Source organism: Listeria grayi (genome assembly GCF_900638015.1).
In the GTDB taxonomy this organism is placed as follows: Bacteria; Bacillota; Bacilli; order Lactobacillales; family Listeriaceae; genus Listeria; species Listeria grayi.
Genome location: NZ_LR134483.1, coordinates 720,596 through 746,487, shown reverse-complemented (window position 1 = coordinate 746,487; position 25,892 = coordinate 720,596). Strand labels below are relative to the sequence as shown.

The 25,892-nt window shown below is 41.2% G+C and carries 20 protein-coding genes; 7 read left to right on the top strand and 13 right to left on the bottom strand.

Annotated features, from left to right (window positions below):
• Window positions 1-80: 80 nt before the first annotated feature.
• Window positions 81-974, bottom strand: coding sequence for a diacylglycerol/lipid kinase family protein (locus tag EL241_RS03555; protein WP_170166140.1), 894 nt, complete (start codon window positions 972-974; stop codon window positions 81-83).
• A 169-nt stretch (window positions 975-1,143) separates the two neighbouring features.
• On the opposite strand from EL241_RS03555, the gene EL241_RS03550 reads away from it, so the two are divergent.
• A complete protein-coding gene (locus EL241_RS03550) occupies window positions 1,144-2,145 on the top strand; it encodes an oxidoreductase (protein ID WP_036107843.1) in 1,002 nt (333 codons plus the stop codon).
• Window positions 2,146-2,205: 60 nt separating this feature from the next.
• A complete protein-coding gene (locus EL241_RS03545) occupies window positions 2,206-3,060 on the top strand; it encodes an aldo/keto reductase (protein WP_036107846.1) in 855 nt (284 codons plus the stop codon).
• 70 nt (window positions 3,061-3,130) lie between these two features.
• Here EL241_RS03545 and EL241_RS03540 read toward each other — a convergent pair whose 3' ends face one another.
• From EL241_RS03540 to EL241_RS03530, 3 genes are all read right to left on the bottom strand, one after another.
• Window positions 3,131-3,778, bottom strand: coding sequence for a GntR family transcriptional regulator (locus EL241_RS03540; RefSeq protein ID WP_036107849.1), 648 nt, complete (start codon window positions 3,776-3,778; stop codon window positions 3,131-3,133).
• A 24-nt stretch (window positions 3,779-3,802) separates the two neighbouring features.
• Window positions 3,803-4,564, bottom strand: coding sequence for a hypothetical protein (locus EL241_RS03535; protein ID WP_126320356.1), 762 nt, complete (start codon window positions 4,562-4,564; stop codon window positions 3,803-3,805).
• A 121-nt stretch (window positions 4,565-4,685) separates the two neighbouring features.
• Complete coding sequence (locus EL241_RS03530; protein WP_036107855.1) at window positions 4,686-5,627, bottom strand: NADP-dependent oxidoreductase; 942 nt, start codon at window positions 5,625-5,627, stop codon at window positions 4,686-4,688.
• A 147-nt stretch (window positions 5,628-5,774) separates the two neighbouring features.
• On the opposite strand from EL241_RS03530, the gene EL241_RS03525 reads away from it, so the two are divergent.
• On the top strand, window positions 5,775-6,407 hold the full coding sequence (locus tag EL241_RS03525) for an FMN-dependent NADH-azoreductase (protein ID WP_040486723.1): 633 nt from the start codon (window positions 5,775-5,777) through the stop codon (window positions 6,405-6,407).
• A 39-nt stretch (window positions 6,408-6,446) separates the two neighbouring features.
• Here the strand turns inward: EL241_RS03525 and EL241_RS03520 are convergent, their stop codons facing one another.
• The gene (locus EL241_RS03520) at window positions 6,447-13,901 is read right to left on the bottom strand and encodes an isopeptide-forming domain-containing fimbrial protein (RefSeq protein WP_126320355.1); all 7,455 of its coding nucleotides are present in this window, start codon (window positions 13,899-13,901) and stop codon (window positions 6,447-6,449) included.
• A gap of 236 nt (window positions 13,902-14,137) precedes the next feature.
• On the opposite strand from EL241_RS03520, the gene EL241_RS03515 reads away from it, so the two are divergent.
• On the top strand, window positions 14,138-14,635 hold the full coding sequence (locus tag EL241_RS03515) for a VanZ family protein (RefSeq protein WP_003758066.1): 498 nt from the start codon (window positions 14,138-14,140) through the stop codon (window positions 14,633-14,635).
• A 41-nt stretch (window positions 14,636-14,676) separates the two neighbouring features.
• Here EL241_RS03515 and EL241_RS03510 read toward each other — a convergent pair whose 3' ends face one another.
• Window positions 14,677-17,568 (bottom strand): S8 family serine peptidase, encoded by a 2,892-nt coding sequence (locus tag EL241_RS03510; RefSeq protein WP_170166139.1) that lies wholly within the window; start codon window positions 17,566-17,568, stop codon window positions 14,677-14,679.
• A 214-nt stretch (window positions 17,569-17,782) separates the two neighbouring features.
• On the opposite strand from EL241_RS03510, the gene EL241_RS03505 reads away from it, so the two are divergent.
• Complete coding sequence (locus EL241_RS03505) at window positions 17,783-18,010, top strand: DUF2798 domain-containing protein (RefSeq protein WP_143471292.1); 228 nt, start codon at window positions 17,783-17,785, stop codon at window positions 18,008-18,010.
• A gap of 75 nt (window positions 18,011-18,085) precedes the next feature.
• Here EL241_RS03505 and EL241_RS03500 read toward each other — a convergent pair whose 3' ends face one another.
• From EL241_RS03500 to EL241_RS03485, 4 genes are read right to left on the bottom strand one after another with little or no spacing between them, the layout of a single operon-like run.
• Window positions 18,086-18,436 carry a hypothetical protein gene (locus tag EL241_RS03500; RefSeq protein ID WP_003758059.1) on the bottom strand — a complete coding sequence of 117 codons (351 nt, stop codon included), beginning with the start codon at window positions 18,434-18,436 and terminating at the stop codon, window positions 18,086-18,088.
• A 22-nt stretch (window positions 18,437-18,458) separates the two neighbouring features.
• A complete protein-coding gene (locus EL241_RS03495; RefSeq protein ID WP_003758057.1) occupies window positions 18,459-20,282 on the bottom strand; it encodes an ABC transporter ATP-binding protein in 1,824 nt (607 codons plus the stop codon).
• A complete protein-coding gene (locus EL241_RS03490) occupies window positions 20,279-22,003 on the bottom strand; it encodes an ABC transporter ATP-binding protein (protein ID WP_036107872.1) in 1,725 nt (574 codons plus the stop codon). The genes EL241_RS03495 and EL241_RS03490 overlap by 4 nt, the downstream gene beginning before the upstream one ends.
• Window positions 22,004-22,011: 8 nt before the next feature.
• Window positions 22,012-22,470 (bottom strand): MarR family winged helix-turn-helix transcriptional regulator, encoded by a 459-nt coding sequence (locus EL241_RS03485; protein WP_003758054.1) that lies wholly within the window; start codon window positions 22,468-22,470, stop codon window positions 22,012-22,014.
• A gap of 217 nt (window positions 22,471-22,687) precedes the next feature.
• Between EL241_RS03485 and EL241_RS03480 the strand changes: the two genes are divergently transcribed.
• Window positions 22,688-24,028 carry an MATE family efflux transporter gene (locus EL241_RS03480; protein ID WP_036107873.1) on the top strand — a complete coding sequence of 447 codons (1,341 nt, stop codon included), beginning with the start codon at window positions 22,688-22,690 and terminating at the stop codon, window positions 24,026-24,028.
• A 66-nt stretch (window positions 24,029-24,094) separates the two neighbouring features.
• Window positions 24,095-24,478, top strand: a complete 384-nt coding sequence (locus EL241_RS03475; RefSeq protein WP_036107874.1) for a hypothetical protein — start codon at window positions 24,095-24,097, stop codon at window positions 24,476-24,478.
• Between the two features lie 39 nt (window positions 24,479-24,517).
• Here the strand turns inward: EL241_RS03475 and EL241_RS03470 are convergent, their stop codons facing one another.
• The 3 genes from EL241_RS03470 to EL241_RS03460 form a co-directional block, all read right to left on the bottom strand.
• On the bottom strand, window positions 24,518-25,021 hold the full coding sequence (locus EL241_RS03470; protein ID WP_003758049.1) for a GNAT family N-acetyltransferase: 504 nt from the start codon (window positions 25,019-25,021) through the stop codon (window positions 24,518-24,520).
• A gap of 81 nt (window positions 25,022-25,102) precedes the next feature.
• Window positions 25,103-25,426 (bottom strand): DUF1700 domain-containing protein, encoded by a 324-nt coding sequence (locus EL241_RS03465; RefSeq protein ID WP_052009280.1) that lies wholly within the window; start codon window positions 25,424-25,426, stop codon window positions 25,103-25,105.
• The gene (locus EL241_RS03460; protein ID WP_036107875.1) at window positions 25,423-25,749 is read right to left on the bottom strand and encodes a PadR family transcriptional regulator; all 327 of its coding nucleotides are present in this window, start codon (window positions 25,747-25,749) and stop codon (window positions 25,423-25,425) included. The genes EL241_RS03465 and EL241_RS03460 overlap by 4 nt, the downstream gene beginning before the upstream one ends.
• Window positions 25,750-25,892 lie beyond the last annotated feature (143 nt).

The window sequence follows — 25,892 nt, the reverse complement described above, 5'->3', positions numbered from 1 at the left end:
TTTCTCTTTTTTAACGGGAAATTTTTACTTTTATACTGCGAATTTTACCATAAAAGTCGGAAAATAGGTACTTTTACCCCTTAGGAATTTTTGGGAACGAGGACTTGCAAATGGCTCGGCAATACTTCCAAATGGACTGGGAGACTTGGGCCCGGATCGCCATCTACATTTACGACGATGTCACTTTCGTCCGCTTGTACCTGCACTTTTTTCGTTTTGATATAAATAACATCCTCGCTATTTTCCAATTTTCCGCTCAGTAATTTTGGTAGCATATTCGCGGTGCTTAGTAAATTCAATTTTGTTAATAAAAACAAATGCATGTATCCGTCATCGACTTTCGCATCCGATGCAAATGTTTCGATCCCGGCAACTGAATTAGTCAGGCCGATAATGACCATTGCTGCTTCGCCTTCCCATTTTCCCGCCTCATGCTCTACTTGAAAATGAAGAAGTTCCCCTTTGTTAAAAGCTTTCACGCCTTCAAAGAAATAAGCAAGCGACCCAAATTTTGTTTTTTGTTCTACATCTACTTTATCTACTGCTTGAGCGATCATTCCAGCTGCTACAACGTTCATAAAATAGCTGTCTTCGATCTTCCCAAGATCCATTGGTTTTAAAACTGCTTTTTCCAAAGCTTTGATCGCTTTTTCAGGTTTGCGTGGGATTCCGAGCGATCTTGCTAGGTCGTTGACAGTACCGAGTGGGATAAACCCAAATGCCGGTCTGTTGTCATGCGGTGCCAAACCATTGATCACTTCGTTTAGTGTTCCGTCACCGCCCATTGCAACGACTGCATCAAAGCCCTGTTTTGCTGCATCAGAGGCGAAATCAGTAGCATCGCCGCCTTTTTCTGTTTCTTTGACGACCACATCTTCATATCTTTTTTCTAACACTTCTTTTGTCATGTCTTTATATTTTGCACCTTTTTCTTTACCTGAACTAGGATTTACGATCAATAACGCTTTCGCCATCTTCTTTTTCATTCCTTTCTGTCGTTACTTTTCCCATCAATGCACTGTTTCTCTATAAAAATTTTAACTGGTTTTCTTAGAAAAAACAAGAATCTGCCTTTGCTTGCTAATCTATTTTTGAAGATGTAAAGTAGTAATGTAAAGTAATCTACATAAAGGAGTGACAACCGTGTCTCAATTTGAAGCATTATTTGTGGAAAAAGAAGAAGAAAAAGTGAAATTAGCTTACCGGACGATTACCGAGGAGTCGCTTCCGGCTGGTGATGTCACCATTTCCGTTCATTATTCTGGTATCAACTACAAGGATGCGCTCGCAGCTTCCCCGAACGGCAATATCGTTAGAAATTATCCGTTTATTCCTGGAATCGATGCTGCTGGAACCATTATCCATTCGGAGGATACGCGTTTCCAAGCAGGCGACCAAGTGATCGTCACAAGCTATGAACTAGGCGTCAGTCATTTCGGCGGCTACAGCGAACAGATCCGCGTTCCTGGCGACTGGGTCGTTCCGCTACCTGAGGGAATGTCACTCAAAGAAGCAATGAGTTACGGGACAGCTGGTTTCACAGCAGCTTTATCGGTGGAAGCAATCATCAATCATGGCATAAGACCGGAAGATGGCAAAATCGCAGTAAGCGGCGCAAGTGGCGGCGTTGGCTCGATTGCTACGGCTATTTTAGCAAAATTAGGCTACACTGTTGTTGCTTCTTCTGGTAAAAAGGACGCCGAGCCACTGCTGAAAAAATTAGGCGCGGCTGAAATAGTTGACCGCAGTGAATTTGCCCCGGCCAAAATCAAAGCTTTGGGTAAACAAGCCTTCGCAGCAAGCCTTGATTGTGTGGGCGGTGATACCTTGGCGTACTTGATCTCCTCAACAAACTATGATGGTATCGTAACAACTTGCGGCATGGCGGCAAGCGGTAAACTGAACACCACTGTTTTTCCATTTATCTTACGCGGCGTTACGCTTAAAGGGATCGACTCTGTTTACTGTCCGATGGAAAAAAGATTGGCGATCTGGAAGCTGTTAGCGAGTACTTATCACATTGATAGCCTGGCAGAATTAACCATCTCGCTTCCTTTTCACGAGCTTCCACCAGCCCTTTCCGAATTACTGAATGGTAATTCCCATTTAGGACGATACGTTGTCGAAGTAAAACCTTCTAACTGACAGAAAAAGCCGCTTTGTGCTATGCTTAAAGTGAATTTTCAAGACGGAAGGATGGGGAAAATGGCGAATTTAGATTTGCACGCTACCGTGACACTGAACAATGGGGTAGAAATGCCCAAGTTAGGATTAGGGGTATGGAAAGCCAGCCAAGAAGATGCTGAGGAATCTGTCCGCACAGCCATCGAGAATGGTTACATCTTGATCGATACCGCAAAAGCTTACGGAAACGAAGAAGCTGTCCGTAAAGGAATCGAAGCAGGCTTAAAAGCAACTGGCAAAAAACGTGAAGACCTCTTTATCACCACAAAATTAGCAAATGAAGATCAAGGCTACGACAGTGCTTTAGAAAATTTCGAAGGCAGTTTGGAACGTCTAGGTTTAGATTATTTAGACCTTTACTTGATTCACTGGCCTGTGACTGGTAAATATAAAGAATCATGGAAAGCATTGGAAAAACTCTACGCGGAGAAAAAAGTCCGTGCGATCGGTGTCTGTAATTTTGACATTGAAACTATGGAAGATCTGCTTACAGATGCCAAAGTAGTGCCTGCAGTCGATCAAGTAGAGCTGCATCCGCTCTTGCAACAACCGGAACTGCGCGAGTATCTGGCGGATAAAGGGATTCACTTAGAAGCCTGGTCACCACTTGGCGGCGGTCAAGTACTCGGCAATAAAAATCTTGCCAAGATCGCTGCACGTTATAATAAATCCGTTGCCCAATTGATTATACGTTGGGGCTTGCAATTAGGTTTTACAACGATCCCAAAATCTGTTCATGAAGAGCGGATCATCGAGAACGCTGATGTTTTTGATTTCGAGATTTCAGAAGCAGATTTGAAAGAGATCGAGAAATTAGACGAAAATTACCGTAGCAGTTTTTGGGTAACAAGCTTTGATTGGTATAATATGAAATAGACTAAACAAGCTTTGCTCCCCACATTTTTATTGATATTAAAAAACACTACTATATAAATAGTAGTGTTTTTTAGCGGAATGCATTCAAAATCTGATGATTCAACATCGATTCCAGTACAGCCACAGCATCCTGTTTACTGCGTGTGTCCAATGCTTGAAACAGTTGATTTATATTCACGATCAAACGATCCAATGAACGATCGATCAGACTGCGAACATCTTGGTCACTAAATTCCTGCAGCTTTAGGAAAAGTTCTTTTACAATAAGGTTGTACTGGCTATTTGGAATAGCTTGTAAGATTGTATAAATAAATGTCTGCTCATACGTGAAGCCTTCTAAACCCGATTTATGATAAGCTTCTCGCCCTTCAGACACATCCAGCCGCCAAGATAGCGAATCGATCGACAGCTGCTTATCACAGATCTTTCCAATTGCTTCTTTTACAAACAAAAACATGACTTCAATGATTTCAAGATAGGACTCTTTCGTCACGATGCAGTCCTTTACAGTTGCCCCTCGATAATCTTCATACGTGGCATAGCCGTCTGCAGCAAGCATCCCCACCGCTTTTCGGATCGGCGTCCTACTCATCTCCAGTTGCTTCGACAGGGCACTTTCCACCAATCTAGTCCCCGCTGCTAGTTCGCCTGTTCGTATTTGATTTTTAAGTATCCGGTAGCACTTCCGCTCTGCCGTCTCGCGTTTTTCACTATCCATGAGCTTCCTACTTTCCTGTAAAGATTAGAAAAATGTCTTCGCGTTCACTAGTTCTGTGAGGAAATCATTTTTTTCCACTTTACTCTTCATTTCTAAAAACGGATGATACGTTGTGTTTTCTCCTACTAATAACAACGTTTGAATCGCAATGATCTCTTGTTTTAAATGATAGGTGCTTTGCAGCTTCAGCACTGCTCCTCTCGTTACAAGGCGCCAAATAGCTCGAATCAGGAAATATAACAAAATAGTTCCTATTAATAATAGTACAGCAGTGATGATTTTTTCAAGTGGTGTATATAAAGGAAAGAGGGCATTTTCAATCAAAACAGTAAAGATACTGGCACAAATGAGTCCAAAAATGAAAGTGAGCATCAATGGTGTTTGTCTGAAAACATGTTTATTTGTCAGTGTAGTATCTAGTAATACTAATAAGCGGTCTAAATCGTCTTTCGTTGCAAAACCGTTTTTGCGGAGATAGGCAGCCAAGATATAACGCTTTAATTTGGCAATATCATCAAAGTTATTTAGCCGATAATGAATGCGGATATGTTTACGCGCCCGCCGGATGATCAATAAATAATAAACGAACGGCAATCCTAGAAAAAGTAGTATGGTACTAACAATGAGGAGTGCAAGTTGCGTGGTTATCAACGCCACGATAAAAAAAGCAATCATCAGTAAGGCAATACTAATAAAAATTACCCAATAACGCTTCAAAAAACTATGTATTAATTGCCACTCACTAAGTTTTTTAAAATAAAAAACTTTTAATTTTTCTATTTCCATTGCGACACTCTTTTCTATTTTTACCTTATCTTAGTAGTTTACCATGAGTTAATCGTTTATTAAAGCTAGTCCAAATAAATTTTATTAAAAAAAGCCTAGATTAATCTAGGCTTTCTTACAATTATTTAGCAAAAGTGATAACAATTTTACCAACAGCATGATGCGTTTCACTCAAAGCATGTGCATCGTAGAGATCTTTTTCAGAAAACGGGAAGGTTTCTCCAACGATCGCTTTGACGCTGCCATCTGCTAACAGATCAGCAATTTCTTGCAATTCCTGACCATTTGGTTCCAACCATATGGATTCAGCTTTGATTCCTTTTTCTTTCGCATACTCTTCATCTTCTAAACCGACGATACTTACTAAACGTCCTTTTCCAGTCCGCAGTACTTGTAAACTTTTGCGCTGCACATCGCCGCCCATTGTATCAAAGACAACATCGATATCAGAAAGCACATCGACAAAATCAGTAGTCTTATAATCGATCACTTCATCTGCTCCCAAGTCTTTGACAAGCTGATGGTTGCGTTCGCTTGCCGTCGTTATCACATAGGCACCAGCATGTTTGGCAAATTGGATCGCAAGGGAACCAACACCACCCGCGCCTGCATGGATCAATACTTTTTCACCTGCTTGCAGTTTTGCATGATCAAATAATGCTTGCCATGCTGTCAATCCTGCTAACGGGATCGAAGCTGCTTCTTCAAAAGAGATCTCCCGTGGTTTTTTTGCTAATAAATGGCTATCTACTAAGGTATATTCCGCGTATGTTCCAAAGCGTGTTGTTTCGGGACGAGCAAATACCTCATCGCCGACTTTAAAATCCGTTACTTCTTCGCCAACTTCAGAAATCACACCGGCAACATCCCAACCTAGAATGATCGGGAATTCCCAGTCCATCATTTGTTTCAAATATCCTTCTCTAAGCTTCCAATCGATTGGGTTGATCGAGGTTGCATATTCTTTAACGACTACTTGGTTCTTACCAGGTTTTGGTGTTGCTACCTCTTTCTCTTTCAATACTTCTTTTCCACCATACTGTTCAATGACAACTGCTTTCATTGATATGACCTCCTCTATCCATTTAACCCTATCCTTTATCCGTTTTCTTAACTTTTTAAACTTTTTATTTGTTACTTTGTTTACAAACTAAAACAAAAGCGGTAGAATTAATAAGGTAATTACTTTTTGTAAGGGAGAATGAGTTATATGTCTAATGTTTTATTTATCAAGGCAAATGGTTTGCCTGCAGAACGTTCTGTAAGTGTTACTTTGTACGAAACGTTTTTAAAAAACTACAAAAGTTCTCATCCAGAAGATACGATTACAGAATTAAATCTATTTGAGGAAAACCTGCCTTATTACGATGTAACCATGATGAACGGTTTATTCAAAGAAGCTGCCGGCGAACCTCGGACAGAAGAAGAGCAAAAACTAGCGGATATTGCTAATGGCTACTTGGATCAATTCCTAGCTGCTGATAAAATCGTTATCGCGTTCCCGCTTTGGAACTTAACGATTCCTGCTCAATTCTCAACGTATTTATTCTACTTGAACCAAGCAGGCAAGACTTTCAAATACACAGAACAAGGACCTGTTGGCCTTGTGACTGGCAAAAAAGTCGCACTTTTAAATGCCCGTGGCGGTATTTATTCCGACGGCCCTGGCGTGGCACTAGAAATGTCTGTGAACTATGTTAGAAATATCTTTAACCATTTTGGTATCACTAGTTCTGATATCCAAGCTGTTGTCGTGGAAGGTCACAATGCTAACCCGGCAAAAGCACAAGATATTATCAGCGTAGGAAAAGAAGAAGCAGCTGCATTAGCTGAAAAATTCTAAAAAGCACTTTTCATTTTCAGACGTACCTAACACTTACTGTTAGGTACGTCTTTTTGATTTCCGCAGAGCCAGACCGCTCAAAAGCAGAAGAAGTCCTGCAATTATCAAAATACCGGAAAGCTGATCACCTGTTTGCGGCAATAACGGATTCCGCTTTTCCACCTTCACTTCCACTTCACAAGTAGACTGATGCGGACGAGAATCTTTAGTAGCGGGTGGATTTACCAATAGTGCAGTATTTCTAATACGTTTGCTTCCTTTTTTAGCTTTTATTTTCACTTGGAAGCGAAGAATATGCATTTCTCCTGCCGTTAATGGATCTAAACGACTGGTCAAATGATTCGCTTTCCAACCTGCTTTTTCATCGCTTACCGGGCGTCCGTTGATCGTTGTCGTTCCAGCTACATATTCTAATTGCTCTTCTAAATCATCCACTACCGTCGGATCCAACCATTTTCCACTTTTCGCTTCATTTCCGACTTTTATCATATAGGTCACTATTTGATTATTTGTCACTTTTTCCGGTGTTACTTCTTTTTCGATAAATGGCTGTGGTGTAGTCGTATTGGTTACAGGTTTAGACTGGCGATCCGGCATGTCCGGTAAGGAACCGACTGCTACATTTTTGATTTCTCCAGAGGCATTTTCATTAACGATGACTTTAAAATGTAAAATTGCCTGCTGCTCGATCGTAGCTAGTTTTACCTGAAGGTCATTCGCTGTTGTGTTATCTTCATAATCCAGCATCTTCCCCTCTTGGTCGACCACTTCCAAACTTTCTGGCACAAAGGTAAGCCCTGCCGGCAATTGATCTTTTATGGTAATTTGCTTCAATTTTGTATTCGGTATCAAATTATTTACACTGATCGAATAATGCAATTGATCCCCTACCTGTACCTGTTTGTTCTGGATAGCTTTTTCATTGGCATCATACACTTTCTTTTCCAAATTGATCGCATTATCAGGATTATCAACTGGAGTGGTCGTATTTACCTCTTCTGTTTTTGCTTCTTGCCGATCGCCGTCTTTACCATTTGCTGAAGCATAAGACTGTAGTTCCTTGGTTGGAGGCATTTCCCGAACGCGTACTTTCAGCGTGATGATATGCTTTTCGCCTGCTTCTAGATCATCTGCAGCCAAAGCAAGATTTCCAATCGTCGTGAAACCAGCCTGCTGATCTGAAATGGGGATCCCATCCATTGTAGTACTCTCAGGAATGTAGTCTAAATGCGCATCCAATTTGTTATTTACAACTATTTCCAACCATTTTCCAGCTTGTGCTTGATTGCTGACTTCGATCGTGTACATGAATGTATCGCCAACTTTTGTGCGTTCCACATCTGCTTTTTGGGTGATCAATGGTTTTGGCTTGATTTGATTTAGGACTGGCGCGGTATCTGTAGCCTCCGTATTTTTCAAGATCACGCTAGCGATATTTTCTACCGTTCCACTGGCAGCTGGTTTCACTCTCACTGCAAAGGTAATCGTTACTGGACTCTTATTGTCAAGCTGGTTTATCTGCAGATCCAAGTCCTGCCCACTCAATCCTCCTGAATAAGAAACTTGCTCGCCGTTAGCTTGACGTATTTGTAAGGAATCAGGGGCGACCTCGAAGACTTCGGGCACACGATCCAGGATTTGCAATTCATGCATGACCGTATCTTCTAGAGAGTTATTCACGGTAAGCTGGTAGTAGATCTGCTCGCCCACCTGTACCTCCTGTTGATGAATATCCTTTTTTTTCTCATTGAGAACTTGTTTTTGGATCGTTACTGCATGATTAGGATTCACCACAGGCAATTCAGATATCGATTCTTTCGCGGAGACTGAACGGCCATCATTGTCTTCACCCGATGAAGTTGCTATATTTTGGATTTTCTGTTGTTTTGGGATCTCACTTATCTTCGCTTTGAATTTGATTTCGTGGGTTTCCCCAGCAGTAAGAGCAGAAAAATTGATCCGAAGCCTATTATCGGTCCAGTCCTTTTCCTCTTCTTGCGGTTCAAGCAGCTCGCCGTCGATCTTAGTTGTTCCTTTCAGATACATCAGCTCTTTGGGAAGAGTATCTTCGACATGTGCTTCAAACCATTTACCACCAGCTTCATCATTTTTAACTACAAGCGTATATTCCACTATTTCTCCTAAAACGGCTTGGTCATGGCTTACCGTTTTTTTGACGTATGGATGTGGTTCAACAATGGTGCTGACTTCATTGGAAAAAATCGGTTTTTCGCCAGACAGATTTACTGTAGCTTTATTTTTTACGATCCCGCTGGCTTCACTTGTTACCACGACATCGAAACGAATGATGGCACTTTTTCCTGCTTTTAATTCGGCTAGATCCAGAGCAAGCGTTTGTTGGTCAAAGCCACCCGTATAAGCGCTCGACTCGGAAGTTTCCAAGGTATGCGGCAGTACTTGGAAGACGGAAGGTACCTGGTCTTTGATGTGAAGATCTCGTAATTTTGTTCCGCTGGTAAGATTCTCAACTTCTATTTCGTACTGGAGTCTATCTCCAACTGCCGCATATTTTGCATCGATATCTTGTCCAGCTTCATTTTGCACTCGTTTTTTTATTTGCAAGGAATCAGGATTGTTCTCAGCTTGGATAGTCGTTTTCGCTTCCTCTGGCTGATAGATCCTCCCATCCGCATCTTGTCCACTTCCCTGCATAGTGTTGATGATCCATTTATTTGTTGGTGTTTCAATGTTTTTTGCTTGGAAAGTAACTTGGTGGACTTCTTGTTCCTGCATATCTAGCAAGGAGACCGTCAACCTATTATCTTTCCAACATGCCGCATCATCTAGCACTTTTTTACCATCTACCTGCAATGTCCCGCTTTGATATTGTAGATGTTCTGGCAATTGGTCTGTGATGAACGGAGAAAGCCACTTCCCTGCTTTTGGCTGATTGGCTGCTGTGAGTGTAAACGTAATGCTCTCTCCTAATTTGATTGATTGTTTATCCGCTTCTTTTTTCAAGTATGGATTTGGTAGCGCACGCATACTTACTTCATTGGAGTCTATAGCAGGCTGGTTTGGTAGATTTGCCTGTGCCGTATTTTTTATATCGCCACTTGCGTCAGGTTTTACAGTTACCGCAAAAGTGATGAAGACAGGTTCTTTTTCAGTAATCGTTAGGTTTTGAAGATCCAATCCGGATTCGCTAAAACCACCTTGGTAAGGTACTGAGTTGCCGTTTGCCTCCACTTGCAAGGAAGATTTGTCGATTGCGAGCACGGCTGCCAATTTATCTATTACCTGTACATCCTTCAATGTCGTATTGGCTACTTTATTGGTTACTTGCAAGCGATAATATACTTTATCCCCCACATTGATAATCGCGTTCTCCAAATGTTTTCCTTTTTCATCTATGATTTCTTTGCTGATATCGAGATCATCTTCCCCATAATCACTAGAGACCACCACTTCGGCCGGTGGCGGCGAATGCTCTTTTCCATCTTTATCAAAGCCTGTCACTGTCGCTGTATTGACTAATTTATTGGCAGGAGGTATTTCTACTACGCGTACTTGGAATCGTAGGAGATGGGTTTCACCAGCTTGTAATTTTTCAATTGTGGTCTCGTAACTATTCTCCTTCCAGCCTTTATCCCCTATCGGCTTTTCATTGATCGTCGTAGTTCCCGGTATATAGTGTAAATAGGACGGTAATCTGTCTTTTAAACTGATCAGCTGCCACTCGCCGCCTCCCGCATTATTTTTCACTTCTATTTCGTAAGTAAAAATATCGCCTAATGTAGCTTTTTCAACGGAAGCCCGTTTTTGAACGCTTGGTCGTGGCGGATTTATCACATCACTAGGATTGGATTCTTTTTCCGGAATCCCATCTAAGACAGCCGCCGCAACATTCTTGATCTCTCCGGATGCTTCTGGCGTGATCGTTGCTGCAAAACGGATAATGATAGGTGCTGTTCCTTTTAATTCCGCTAAGTCGATTGCGAGGTTGCCATTTTGAAACCCTCCGGTATAATCAGTAGTTTTTTCCTCTTGGGTCACCGTTAGCGTCTCTGGTTCAGCGCGGAGACCTTTTGGTATCATATCGCTGATGCGGATATGTTGTTGAACACTGTCAGCTATTTGATTCGTAACTAAAATCGAGTAGTAGACCTTATCGCCTGTCTGTACTTCTTTTTTATCCATATCCTTTCCAGCTTCGTCAGCGACTTGTTTTTCAATACGGATACCGTCCGGAGAATTTGAAGCTGGAATTTCTTTTTCTGTTTTCACTGGAGGCGTTTCCTTCCCCTCAGCGTCTTCACCAGTTGCTTGTGCTTGATTGCGAATTTTATTATTGACTGGTTTTTTCGTTACTTTCACTTGGAAAGTGATCACTCTTTTTTCTCCTGCTTGTAGTTCTGGAAACTCAGTAGTCAATTCTTGATCTTGCCAAACTGCTGTCTGGTCACTTATGCTTTTCCCGTCTATTTTAGTACTGTCAGCGATATACTGCAGTTCTTCTGGCAACTTATCCTTGATCACCGGATGATGCCAAGCACCGCCGCCTTTGCCATTTTCGACAGTAAGCTGATAAGTAAGAAGCTCTCCGATTGTCGCTTCTTGCTTATTGACACTTTTTTGAATGCTTGGCTGCGGTGGTGTAGTGGAGGAAGTTTCCGTTTTTTTCTCTGGTGTATCTGGAATTTGTGCAAAAGCAATATTTTTAATGGTTCCTGATGCGTTTGCTAGAATTTCTGCCTGGAAAGAAATTGTAATAGGTTTACTGTGCACTAATTCTGCTATGGTCAGTGCCAATTCATTTTTGTTGAATCCGCCGTGATAGTTTACATTGACCCCACCTGTCGCTACTTTCAAACTCGCCGTATCGACTTTCAAGCTGTTTGGAACGGCATCTTTGACATCGATAGCTTTTAAAGTCGTTCCGGCGATTTCGTTGGTTAGCTGGATGTGGTAATTCATCTTGGTACCTACTTCTACATTTTTCCCTTCTAAACTTTCCCCTTTAAGTGATCGGACTTGTTTCTGAATAGCCATTCCCTCATGATTTTGGACCGAGACGCTGCAGCTGGATTCTGACGGATTGCGAGGAGAGCCATCCGTGTCTTGACCTGTCGCGATCCCCCTATTTTCCACTATTCCATTTGGAGGCAAGGAAAGTACTTTTGCTTGAAATGTAATCCGTTTACTGGCACCTGCTGCTATATGATCGGTTCTATAGATCAGATGTTTGTTCGTCCATACCGCTTCTTTATCGGACACAGATCTGCCATCGATCTGTGTACTTCCTGGAATGTATGCTAGCTGTTCTGCAAGGTCGTCTTCTAATTTAACAGCTTCCCAACTGCCTGCTCCCGCTGCATTTTTAAGTTCTATGGTATAAGTGATCGTATCTCCTATCTTTACTTGCGTTTGATCAGCGGTTTTAGTAAGTAACGGTTTTGCTTGTAAAACATTTGGGACGATTTGAGTCACCGGCTCTGTCTGACCAGTCGGAATAATGACTTTATACGCCGTGTTATTTGGAGAATATCCAGCTAATGGTTTTATTTCTTTGACATAGTATTCCCCTGGCGACAAATGTGTGAAAACTAATTCTCCATTTGCATCTGTTTTTCCATCTGCTAATGACTCTTTTTTGGAATTGAGTAATGTAAATTCCACGCCTTGGAGCGATTTTTTTGAAACCGCATCTTGTTTGATGATTTTCATATCTCCGCTAGCGATTTTGGTATTGTTTGTTTTGATTGGCGCGGTCAGGTCGCTTTCAATCGTCGCAGCGTTATGGATCACGCCATATTTTTTAACACTTGCTTGAAAAGTGATGCGGATCTTGCTCCCGGCTTCTACTTCTTTTAGAGTAACGACGCCATTTTCCCATTTGGAAGCCACAGCTTTACCGTCAACGGTCACATTTAAACCACCTAGATAGGATAAAGAAGGATCTAACTGATCCGTGACCTTCACCGTTGGCAGCGTGACATTGTTTCTTTGGTCTGCCTCTGCAGAAATCTCATACTCGACGATGTCCCCTTTGGAAACGATCTGTTCCGTTTGAAAAGAAGTGTTTTTACTGACGTTCTTTACTTTCTTTTGCGTATTTAGAAAGCCTTGATCTGGTAGTTTGTTGATGCTGACAGCTTGGAAATTATGCATTCCACCGGTCGATCCGGTAAATCCCCAATATACTTTGGTGCCTCCGAAAACTTTCTGCACATCGGAAACCGTATATCTTTGTTCTGGATAACCTGCAAATTTATAAATGAATGTTTTGGTGGCTGCATCCCAGCGCATATTCAGCTTCTGCCATTTTCCATTTGCTAAGCGCGAACCATATAAGAGGTTCTCATGTTTCTTGACCGATAATGCCGGTTTTGTGATCGCGATATGACCGCTTTCTTTTGCTATATCCGGAACTTGTTCGTCATTTGTATTGGGTTCTGAACCGCCTTTTGCGTTGTAATAAGTATCGAATTCTAGCGTCAGTGCATTTTGAATATAGCTCGATTTTGAAATATTTGCATAAGCACCAATCCCAGCTCCAGTGGCACCAGTGGCTTCAAGACCGCGTGGATCATTTTGGAAGGTGAACGTCAGTCCGTCCGCACCGCCCTCAGAATGTGACTTGTTTCCTAAGTAATAATACATCTCCGTCGAAAAATCCGCACTTAAATTCAGCGGATATTTATACCATGCCCCGCCATACTGCCACTTTTCATCATCCGTTACGACGACTTCACTAGGGTATTGCTTATGTACATACGAATTCGCTTGCGAAATGACATTAAAACTTTTGCTGATGTCGATATCGCTGGCTGGAGGTGCAATTCCAAGGTCTGCTGCGAGCGGAGCCGCTTTTGTTTTCGGGAGCGCTTTGCTTTCTTTTTTAGGAATTGCTGATGGCACTTTTTCCGTTGGTTCTTTAGGATCTTTTGGAACTTGCTGTTCTTGTTGCTTTTCTTCCCTTTTTTTATCTGTTTCCAGATTTTCTTTCTTTTCAGGCTCGATTACTTCAAAAGGGATAGGCTCGCTTTGCACCTCTCCATTTTCTAGGGACTGTCTCGCAGATAAAACTTCCTCCCCTAATACCGCCTCCTTATCTGCCTCCACCACTAAAAGTAGCTCGCCCGTTTTTTCAGGCGTTTTTTCCCAGTCTAAAATAAGCTGATTCGTATTGGCTTGATATTGCAATTTCATCTCAGCTAAATCGTTTTTTTCCTGTGTTTTTACTAGATTCAGTTTTGTCTTTTTAGGTAGCAAAATCGTGACTAGTTTATCAAATCCGTTTTTTTGTTTGAATTTTATCACATCGGCCTGCTTATTTTCCATCCGCCATTTTTTTAAAGGCTCATTTCTTTCTGTTTCGAAAAGCAGATCATTTGTTACCTGTTTTTCTTCTGTTGCTTGTCCCGTCTTTGTCTCCATCAAATAGTGATAGACATTCTGTACAAGCGGCTGGCATAGATAGAAAAAAAATATCCATGAGAGAGCGGTGAGTGTGATTTTTTTGAGTGACATCTATTCTTCCCCCTAAAAAATAATAACTTGTTCCTTTTATAATACGGGGAGGAATTTAATTTAGAAATAACTCCAAATGCCAGTTTTGATCACTTGCCAGTTTTTTCGCCATAGTTTCAACACAAAAAATCATTTTACACTTTCGCTTTTTTAAATAACGGCTGGTTTGGCTCCTTTTCCTCGGAAAACAGTTTGGGAATATGCTACAATGAAATCATTTAAAAGGAGTGAAAAACATGAAACGACGGAACAAATGGGCGATTTTTGGCTTCTTTGGGGTCATTCTTATCATGGTGATCTTATTTCACTCTTCTTCGCAGCCTTATTCGCAGCAGTCTTTGGTGCCAACGATCGAGAAACTGCTTCCTGGCCATCCTTTTGAATCACAACTGGAGAAAATAGCATTTCCTTATGGTGGATCGGAAGTGAGTGTGAAACAGATGGGGTATGCCAAATTTTTGGAATTCTTTCTTCGCAAGGGGGCTCATTTTCTGACGTATTTTATAATGGGGCTTTGTTTATTTGTCGGCACTAATGCTACTTCTAGAAAGCCTCGATTTGCTTTTCTGGTTGCCGCGCTTTTATCGTTGGCATTTGCTGCCAGTGATGAGTTTCATCAAATGCTGACCGGTGATCGCACACCGCTTGTTCAAGATGTGCTGCTCGATTTTATTGGCGCTATTTGTGGGGCTTTGGTTGGAAGTCGTTTTTCAAAAAAATATTTTATAAAATAAAAAACCGTTTGCTAAATCACTTTTTAGCAAACGGCTTTTTATTATTTCGCTACTTTTTTCTTCGTAGCTTTGCTGGTATTTTTAGCTTTATCTTGGAGGGTTACAGCTAGGATCGTACCGCGTTTTTGTTTTTTGATTTTCACGGTGAATTTTCCTTTGCTGCTTACTTTTCCTTTAGCGATCGTCTTGTCTTTTACTTTAATGAACACCGTAGCTGCTTTTTCGCCGCTGCCGGTCACTTTTGTTGTTTTCGTTGTCACCTTATTTACTTTTGGTGCGGCTGGTGCTGTAGCGTCTTTTACTGTTATTTTTGTAGCTTTGCTAGTGTAGCCAGCTTCATCTTTTACTGTTGCTGTTAATTTAGTAGCTGCTTTTTGTTTTTTGACTTTCAGACGGAACTTGCCTTGTTGATTGGCTTTCCCGGAAGCAATGACTCTATTTTTTTGGTTTTTGACAACGATTTTTCCTGCTGGTACGGTTTTCCCAGTGATGACTGTCGTCTTATCCGTTACTTTATTTAGTTTTGGTGCCGCTGGTGCTGTCCCTTTTACTACTAAAGCATGTAGCTGTGTTTCCAGCTTTTTACTTGGATTTGTGTAAACTGTATATAATTCTGTATTTTTCTTCTGACGCGGGAATTTCAGTTTATAGTTTCCTTTACTATCAGCTTTTGCAGTTGCGATGACTTTCGTTTTTTTATAGAGTTTGACGGTCGTGCCGGCAATCGTTTTGCCGCTTACTTCCCGTTTGTTATCGTATATTTTATTGATTACCGGATGTAAGGATTGTTTGGATAGCGTGTGCCACACATTTACAACACCATAACCATCATCTAATTGGAAGAATTTCGGCAATGGGAGCTTGTGTATTTCCCCCTCTTCGTCAATGATGATATTTTCATCCATGTCAGGGCTTTCTTCCCCGTAAAAATCAACGTGGTCGGCGTTCATTCTTAGATCAGCACGGACAGATGCCAAGCTGATTTTCTTGTTTTGCCCTTTCAGCAAGGCTACTAGCGCTGCCACATGAGGCGTTGCCATACTTGTTCCGTCCATATATTGGATATTGCCATTTGGAACTGTACTTGGGATTTTTGATCCTGGTGCGGCAACATCTAATTCCATTCCTTTATTAGAGTAATCGGCGATGATGCCGAATGGATTGGTTGCCCCTACTGCGATCGCATATTTGGAAGCACCTGGATAAGATACTGGTCCACTTTCGTTTCCGCTTGCTACTACAACGGGAATATTTTTAGCTGCTGCTTGCTTCATCATGTATTCCAATGTTGGGCTGTAGTCGCCGCCGAGGCTCATATTAATGACATCTGCTTTTTGTTTGATCGCATATTGGATACCTAAAGCGATACTGTCAGTTTCCCCCTCGCCGCTCTCATCTAGCACCTTGATTGGAAGAATCTTGGCATTTGCTGCGATACCGTTGATACCATATTGATTTGAAGCGTTAGCAGCAATGATTCCGGAAACATGTGTCCCGTGTTCATTGTCGTCTATATAGGAACCCTCGCCATTCGGATCGACGAAGTTTTTCCCTTCACTGCCTAGTACCTTACCTTGTAATTCGCGCAAACGATCATCTACACCTGTATCGATCACGGCTACTTTAACAGATGCTAGGTTTTTATTGGCAGTCGACTGCAAGAACTGCGACTGCTTGATGTCGACGTTGTTTCGGCCTTTATTGCTGGCTTTGCTATTGATGCTCCATTGATAATTTGCGTAGCTGGCTTCGGACGCTTTGTAGGTTTTTACTTCTTCGACAAAATCAACATTAGAAAGCTTATTGAAGCTCGCTTTTCTATTACTTGCTTCTTGTTTGGAAAATGATTTTAACACGTTTGCTTTTTTCTCTTGATAAACAACATAAAAATCTTTCAATGCATTATCGGATGCTGGTGCGATACGTTCTGCTTTCATAGCAAACGCAGCTGTTTTTTGCTTCAATGATGCTGCAGAAGCATTGGGTTTCATTTTAACGATAAATTTCGACACACCTGGATCTGATAATTGTGTATCGATATGCAGCTGTTTCAAAATATCACTGACATGCGTCCCAGCTAGATCAGCGCTTTGAATATCATTTTGGATCTTTTCGATGTCTTTTTTTAATGGTGTTGGTACTTTTCCTTTTGTATATTCGGCTAGATCTTGGATCGCCTTTGCTTCCTCTTTGGATAGGACATAATCTTGTTTTGCAGCTAATGCTTTGAGCACTTTATTTATTTTTTTCAGATTTCCTGCTACTTGATTGCGTTCTGTAGCATTCACTAGTAATGATTTTACTAAATACGGAGAAGCACTGTAATATAATTTATTCAGTTTTTTCCCTGCATCGGATTTCAACAAAATCCCATCGCGGATCGTGCGCATATTTTTTAATTGGGTGATCGCGTCGCTTTTCCCTTGTTCTGCGACTTCCACCGCACAGTTACTGTCTTCCGCTGCGCCATATTGTGGCGCTACGAAAACTTGTTCATAACTTAATGTATAGGTTGCTTCTACTTGCTTATCGTCTTCTGGAATATACGAAACTTTTACCCAATAGTCCCCTTCCCAAGCTTTTGGAAAGTGGATCGTTGCTGTTCCGTCTTTCGTGCTTGTATCCGCTATGTACTCTGGAAAGCCCTCATCTTTTTCTGCTTGTTCTTTATTCGCGTATACGCTCAATTGAACGATCTGTTTGCTGCTCAAGGTGATTTTCAAATGCGTATCGGCTGTGTTTTGCAGATTTGGTGTAATCTTGTACCATGCCTCAGATTCTTTGGCAGGCAATTCCCCATTGATCGTTTCCCCATCAAATTGCTGTGCCTGATCGATCGTAGTAGCAGCGGCTAGTGCGCTGTTTCCTAACGGGATCATAAAAAATGATACAAACAACATAGTAATAATCAGTATGCTAAAAATTTTTTTCATTGTTCTCATTCACTCCTTTTTTTATATTTCAAATTTAACATTATCGTAATCTTTTTGCAATAATTTTCTAGGATAAAAAAGAATTTTGTGAAATTTTTATAAATTCGCTCCCTTGACAGCAGTCACTGACATGTTATAATATATTTTGTCAGTCACTGACATTTATAGACTGCACTTATTTTGGGTAATCAAAGGGGATGAAAATTTGTTTAAAGTGACACAAAAAAGATTTTATTTAATCACAAGAATCACGACATTGACGCTCACTACTGCGCTGATGTCTTTTGCTTTAACGTTGCTCAATCGAGGTATCGATGCGTTCCAAGTAACTGCTTGGTTAAAAGCATGGCTTTATGCTTTTGTCGCAATCGCTGTACTTAATCTGTTTCTTCCTAAAACGATCATTTCGTTGCTCCGCTTTATCATGCGGGCTGAGGATTAGCGATAGGCACAGGTTCTCTTCATTAAAAAAACGAACTCCTCTTCCTATTAAATAGAAAGAGGAGTTCGTTTTTTGTTATTGTCTTGCATATTTCGCATAGATAAAAAGAGCTATCACGAGGCAGACAAGTGAGACGATCGGTCGAAAATAGATACCTGTATAAGTTGGAACGAAAAGAATGCCGAAGATCAAACTGAAACTCCAGATCAAAATCGATAAAGAAATCAAAAACATACTTTTCCTGGCTAAAAGCATCAATATTCCCGCGAGGATCATCCCGACTGTCAATGAATAACTGGTGATATGTGTTAATTTGGTAGAATAGCCTATCAAATTCAGACTTGTATTCTCGCCTTTTGTCAAATACTCTGCCACCCAGCTTATCACGCCTGTCTGGATGGATAAAATGCCACAAAAAATCCGCATACCTGTGTTCACCCACTTGTTTTTAAATAGCCTGGGCTCCTGTGAACTGACTATTATAGAGATCAGCATAGAAACCATCTTTGGCAAGTAAGGATTGGTGAGTCCCTTTTTCGATAACATTCCCGTGGTCCATTACCAAGATCAAATCCGCATTACGAATAGTCGATAATCGATGCGCAATGACAAAACTTGTGCGGTCTTTCATCAAATTACCCATAGCCAACTGGATATTGAGTTCTGTTCGGGTATCTACACTGGAAGTCGCCTCATCCAAAATAAGAATAGAAGGGTCTGACAAGATCGCTCTAGCAATGGTAAGTAATTGTTTTTGTCCTTGGGAGATATTGCTTCCTTCTTCATTTAATATTGTATCATACCCATCTGGCAAGCGCCGAATAAATTCATCCGCATAAGCAGCTTTCGATGCGGCAATGATCTCTTCTTCGGTTGCACCGTTCTTTCCGTAAGCGATATTTTCCCGAATCGTGCCATTGAAAAGCCAAGTGTCTTGTAAAACCATTCCGAATTTTTCTCGAACTTCTTCTTTTGTCATGTTTTTCGTATCGACGCCATCGATCCGGATCTCTCCTGCATCCACATCATAAAAACGCATCAGCAGGTTGATGATCGTGGTCTTCCCTGCTCCGGTCGGGCCTACGATCGCTACCATCTGTCCTTTGTTCACGTAGAAATTTAGATCTTTCATTAAAGGTGTTTCTTCGTCATATCCGAATTTAACATGGTCAAAAATGATTGTATCTTCTTCTTCCGCATGAACAGGAATTTGTTCAGGAATAATGTCTTTTTCTTCTTCTGCGTCCATCATATCGAAAACGCGTTCTGCAGAGGCGATCGTCGATTGGATAACGTTCGCGATATTGGCAACACTGGAGATCGGTTGGGTAAATAATTGGACATATTGCGTGAATGATTGGATATCACCGACTTGGATCCGGCCATTCGTCACAAAGATCCCGCCGACTACGCAGACTGCTACATAACCTAAGTTGCCGACAAACATCATGACTGGCATCATGATCCCGGAAATGAATTGGGCTGTTTTTGCTGATTCATAGTATTCATTATTTACTTGATGAAATTTCTTCAGCGTTTTATTTTCTTGACCGAATGCCTTCACAACTGTTTGTCCACTAAATGTTTCTTCTACTGTATCATTAAGGATACCGAGATTCGATTGTTGAGAAGCAAAATATTTTTGTGATTTGCCGGCGATCAGCGAAATAAATGCGAAACTGATCGGCACAGTGGCTAGAACGATCAATGTCATTTGCCAACTGATCGTAAGCATCATGATCAATACGCCGACGATTTGAACAATAGCGGTAATCGCTTGTGTCAATGACTGCTGCAAGGTATTTGCGATGTTGTCCATATCATTGACTGCACGGCTCAAAATATCGCCGTTCGATCGTTTATCGTAATATCGCAACGGCAAGCGCGCCATTTTTTCTTTGAGATCTTTACGCATATCATAAACGGTTTGCTGTGCCACGCTCGACATGACAAATTGTTGGATAAAGTTAAAAATCGAAGAGCCGATGTAAAGTATCAAAACAAAGAATAAAATATGAAAGACTTTATCACTGTCGACTCCGGCAGGCGACATAATGCCTTTGAAAATTTCCGTTGTTGCTTTTCCGAGCTCTTTTGGACTGAAAATATTAAAAATAGTGGATAGAATGGCGAAGAGGAACACCACACTGATAGCAATTGTCCGCGGCTTCATATAACCAAGTAAGCGGAACAATGTCTTTTTGAAATTTTTGGGTTTCGCTTTTTGAAGACCGGGACCGTTTGTCTTCCCGCCTTGTCGTGCTGCACTCATGCTATTTCCTCCTCTGATAACTGCGACTTCATAATTTCTTGGTAAATTTGATTATTTGCCTTGAGTTCATCATGCGTTCCGATCCCGGCAATTTCTCCTTCATTTAAAACGATGATCTGGTCGGAGTCGATAACCGATGTAATTCGCTGAGCAACGATGATCGTTACCGCATCTGTGATAGTTTCTTTTAAGCCTTTTCGTAATTTCGCATCTGTTTTGAAATCCAATGCAGAGAAACTATCATCAAATAAATAGATCGCCGGTTTGCGGATCAATGCTCTGGCGATCGCCAAACGCTGCTTTTGTCCGCCGGAGAAATTATTACCGCCTTGGGTAACGTGATGTGCTAATTTTTCAGGTAGTTTGGAAACAAATCCTTGCGCCTGAGCAAGCTCCAATGCTTCCCAAATTTCTGTATCGGTCGCATCTTCTTTTCCGTATTTCATATTAGAAGTGATCGTTCCGGTAAATAAATTCGCTTTTTGCGGTACTAACCCGATCAAACTCCTTAATTCTTCTTGTTCCATGTCTTTCACATCAATACCATTGATCCGGACACTTCCTGTCTCAGCATCATAAAAGCGTGGGATCATATTGAGTAGCGTTGATTTTCCTGAACCGGTACTGCCGATGATCGCCACTGTTTCGCCTGCTTTCGCGGAAAAACTGATATGTTGGATAACCGGTTTTTCGGCGCCTTCATAGCGGAAAGATACATTGTCAAAACTGATCATTGCTCCTTGACCAGCTGTTTGCGGCTGCTCTGGATCGAGGATCTCTGCTTCGATGTCTAATACTTCGTTGATACGTTCTGCGGAAGCTCCTGCACGAGGGATAAAAATGAAGACAGCTGATAACATCATAAATGCCATCATGATCTGCATCGCGTATTGGATAAATGCCATTAAGTCCCCAACTTGCATATTGCCGTCTTTGATCAGCATACTTCCGATCCAAATGATCGCAATGCTCGTCAAGTTCATGATCAGCATCATCAGCGGGCTCATTAGCGACAATAGTCGGTTGACACTGATCGCAGTTTTAGCATAATCCCGGTTGGCGCCTTCAAATTTCGTCAATTCATCTTTATTATGATTAAACGCTCGGATAACGCGGATACCTGTCAATCCTTCCCGGATCACACGGTTTAGTTTATCCATCTTTTTTTGCAGCGATTTGAACTTCGGCATTGCCTTGCTCCCAAGTAAAACTACTAATAGTAGTAAAACAGGCAACACGACAACGAAGATCAATGATAATTTTGCGTTGTGCGATACAGCCATGATGATACCGCCGATAAGCATGATCGGTGCCATGACCATCATTCGCAGCATCATGTAGACAACGTTTTGGATCTGAACGACATCATTGGTCGTTCTTGTGATCAGTGAAGCTGTTCCTACTTTATCGAATTCCTGCAAGGAAAAACTTTCTACTTTCTTAAAAATGGTATCCCGAATATTGCGGCCAAATCCCATTGATACGCGCGACGCCAAAAATACGACGATGATCGAGATGATTCCTGATAATAGCGAGATGCCTAGCATTTTAAATCCGGTGGTCCAAATATAATGATTATCACCTTGGACAATTCCTTTATCAATGATATTAGACATCAATGTCGGTAAATACAACTGCCCCATCACTTGCGCAAAGGTCAGTACTAATACCGCTGTGATCCCTAACCAATATTCTTTCAATCGTTTCATTAATTTCAGCATTATTTCAATTATGCCTCCTCTTTCTCAGCCTTTTCATGGAGATATTCTGTCAATTTGTTCAATAGTTCTATGAGCATTTTCATATTATCTTCTCCGAGGTAACTGCTCATATCATCGAAATTCCCTTGGAAACGTTGCATACCATCTTGGATTGCTTCTTTGCCTTTTTCCGTCAGAATGATATGTGTCGAGCGTTTATCCTCAGGATTTTGAACACGTTCCACCAAATTTTTGCTTTCTAGTGTCTGAAGGGTTTGCGTCACACTCGGTTTGGAGATCCGTAGCATTTTCCCGAGGTCGGAACCACGGATTTTTTTACCGTGATGTTCGCCAGCATGGAAAAGCATGAATAAAAATCGTGTTTCTGATTTGCCTAAGCCGTCGATCATAAAATTGCTCATCTCTGCTTTTTTGAAATCCATAAATGCTTTGATGACGGAATTACCTAAGTTTTGTTGTTCTTGCATGTCTGTCACCTCACTTTAATTAGTTAGCCTAACTAATTATATAAACCTTCTATTTGATTGTCAAGCATCTTTTTCGAGTATTTTCTTTAGATGTATATACTTTTAGAAACGCTTAGCATATAATGGCTCTATTAGTCTAAAAACGGATATACTTTATATGTTTTTTTCAGTCTTCCCTGCCCGCTATATCTGTTTAGAAAGGAGTTTAATTTCATCTATGAGCAATTTAGAAAGAGCTAGCAAATTAGGGCTCTTCACATTAGCTTGGCCTATTTTTTTAGAACAGTTTCTGCGGATCATGATCAATTATGTCGATGTTTTTATGTTGGGACATTATTCGGATGATGCCGTCGCAGCAACTGGTGTTGCCAACCAAGTCTTGACGATCTCGATTATTATGTATGGTTTTATCAGTGTTGGTGTACAGATCTTAGTAGCACAGATGATCGGTGCCAAAAAACCGCAAATGATCGAACGCATCATTACCAATGGCATCGTTGTCGCCTTTTTGATTGGGGTCATCATGAGCGTTGTTTTCCTATTATTCTCCAGTTCTTTCCTTCGAGCATTGGGACTCAACGAACACCTAGTGGAAACAGGTCTCCCCTTCTTGCAGATCATTGGCGGAAGTTCGCTGATCATTGCGATCCATTCTGCGATCTTACCGATTTTGCGAACCTATGGTTATGTAAGACAAGCGATGTTTGTTCCTATTACTATCAGCGTTATTAATGTGATCGGCAATTATCTCTTCTTATACGGACCGCTTTCTTATTTAGATATGGGTGTAGCAGGGGTCGGTATTTCTACTGCCATCGCGAACCTTGTCGGTATGGTCATGGCTATTATTTTATTGCAGAAATTGATCGGTTACCGGTTTTCATTCAAAAAAATCCAAGAGGTTTCCCGAAAACTGCTCGGTTCTATTTTACGACTAGGGCTTCCTTCTGCTGGGGAAAACTTGTCCTATGCGGGTTCTCAATTAGTGGTGACCGCGATCGTGGCCATTTTAGGAAGTGAGGCTTTGACGACAAAAGTATATGCGTCGAGTGTCAGTCAATTCGTCGCCTTGTTTTCGATCGCGATCGGCCAAGCTTCGCAGATCATGATCGGCCGGGCTGTTGGCGCAAAGGAAGTTGATAAGGCTTATAAACAAGGACTGCGAAGCTGGAAGATCGGCTTGATCATTTCGATCAGTGTGAGTATTTGTATTTACGTATTCTCTGAACCGATCATGCACTTGTTTACTTCCAATGCGACGATCATCCAGATGACGAAGCAATTATTCTTGCTAGCGATTTTACTGGAAATTGGTAGGGCCACCAATATCATATTGATCAGCAGTTTAAATGCTACCGGCGATGTCCGTTTTCCATTTATTGTCGGGATCATCGTCATGTGGATAGTCAGTTTGCCATTTTCTTATGTATTGGGAATTTCAGCTGGACTTGCTTTAGTAGGGGTGTGGATCGCTTATATCATTGATGAGGGCGTACGCGCTTTCATGATGTATCGGCGCTGGCGAAGTAAAGTATGGTCGCTACGCTCGATAATTTAACCAGGTATCCATATCGACAAGCGGAAAGATAATTTGGTATAATGCACGGTGGAGGAGGCGAATGCATTGCGATTCGTAATTGCGTATTTAAGCGTATTTATTTTAGGCGTTTTTGCTGTGATGGGGCTTGGCTTTATCTGGTTCGGCGCTTTCACTGTAAAATTGATTTTTACGTCGATTCTATTTGCTGCTCCGATCATTTTGGTCGGTTCGACAGCAGCCGAAATTTTTTATGGTTTTAGCAGAAAAGCCACTTTATCGCGTTTCTTACTTTGGGGCTTCATTTTCGGGATCATCATGACAGTCTTAGTATCAAGCGTGATCGATTTTAGAGCTTCTTTCCTGATCGTCATAGTAGCCATCCTAGCCGGTATCATTGCCAGCATTTTAGCACTGCTATTTTATTTTATCCGCGGCGGACATGGCGGACACGGAAAAGCATCGCTTTAAATAAAAACAGACGAAGCAGCAACGCTTCGTCTGTTTTTATTATTCGACTTCTTCTTCTAAATGATGATTAAGGAATAGTCTTACTGTTTCCAGATCATGCCCGTAAAAATCTTCTGTGAACGTTTCCAAAACAACGAATCCTCGTGCCTTGTAAAACTCGATCGCGTCTGTATTTGCTTTTTCAACATTAACATACATCGGAAGTGGGATATGGAAAAGGCTTGTTCCTTCTTCCAATAGTTTCGTACCTACGCCTTTTTTCGTCCGGTTCGGGAGCAGATAAAAAGCTGCCAGTTCACTTTTTCCTTTATCCAATTCAATAAAGTTAGCGAATCCGATTACTTGATCCGCCTCTTCTGCTACGGCAAAAGGAGTCGCAGAAATGCGGTTCGATAATGTTTCTTCACTATAAAACGTATTCAAAAAGTCATCTTGTACCTTTCTTGGAATAATATCCTCATATGTGGCATGCCAGGATTGGTGCGCAATCTCTTGAATGGCTTTTACATCTTCTGTATTTGCTTTACGAATATTCACACCCATGTTGCTTCTCCCCTTTCGGTTTATATGTTAAAAAGTTTAATCTATTTATACCCTTTTTCAAAGTATTTTAACCTGAAAGCATTACACACTAAGAATAAAGAAAGCGATCATCATCAGTAGAAAGGGCACGACCAGAAATACAATTACTAGGATAAGTCCGCCGATCAACCAATATTTACGGCGATTGTTTTTTACCGGAGTCAGCTGTTCATCTTTTAAAAGATAGATATCTGCTACCAACTCACCCATATCTCCTAGATCAAAAGCGACTTCTTCCTCGCTTTTGCCACGCTCTTTACCAATTGCAAAGTGGGCTTGATATTCTGCCAATAGATTTTTGCGCTCCTGCGGGTCTAGGCTTGCTAAACGCCCATTTAGTTCATTTAAAAATTGTTTTTCATTCATTCGCTTTTCCCCCCTGTTAGCAGCTCTTCCATTTGCTGTGTGAATTGTTGCCATTCTCTGGTCAATACTTGTAAATGTTGTTCTCCCGCCGCTGTGATCTGGTAATATTTTCGGGATGGTCCCTCCGAAGAATCCTGCAAATATGTCGTACACCAACCATCGCTGACCAGCCTACGAAGTATCGGATAAATCACGCCCTCGCCTACTTTGATATAAGTGGAAACTTGCTGCGCTAGTTCATAACCATAGCAGTCTTTTTCCTGGATCAAATGCAGACAGCACAGTTCCAATGTTCCTTTTTTAAACTGAGAAACAATTGCCATGATACACGCTCCTTTGTTTTATGCTTTCAGTATACGCTTCACTACTAATTTATACAAGGTACTGAAAAAATAAAATAGTGACAAAAGCTGCTCTATAATGTTAACCTTTAAAAATAAAAAGTTGACATTAAAAAGGGGATTAT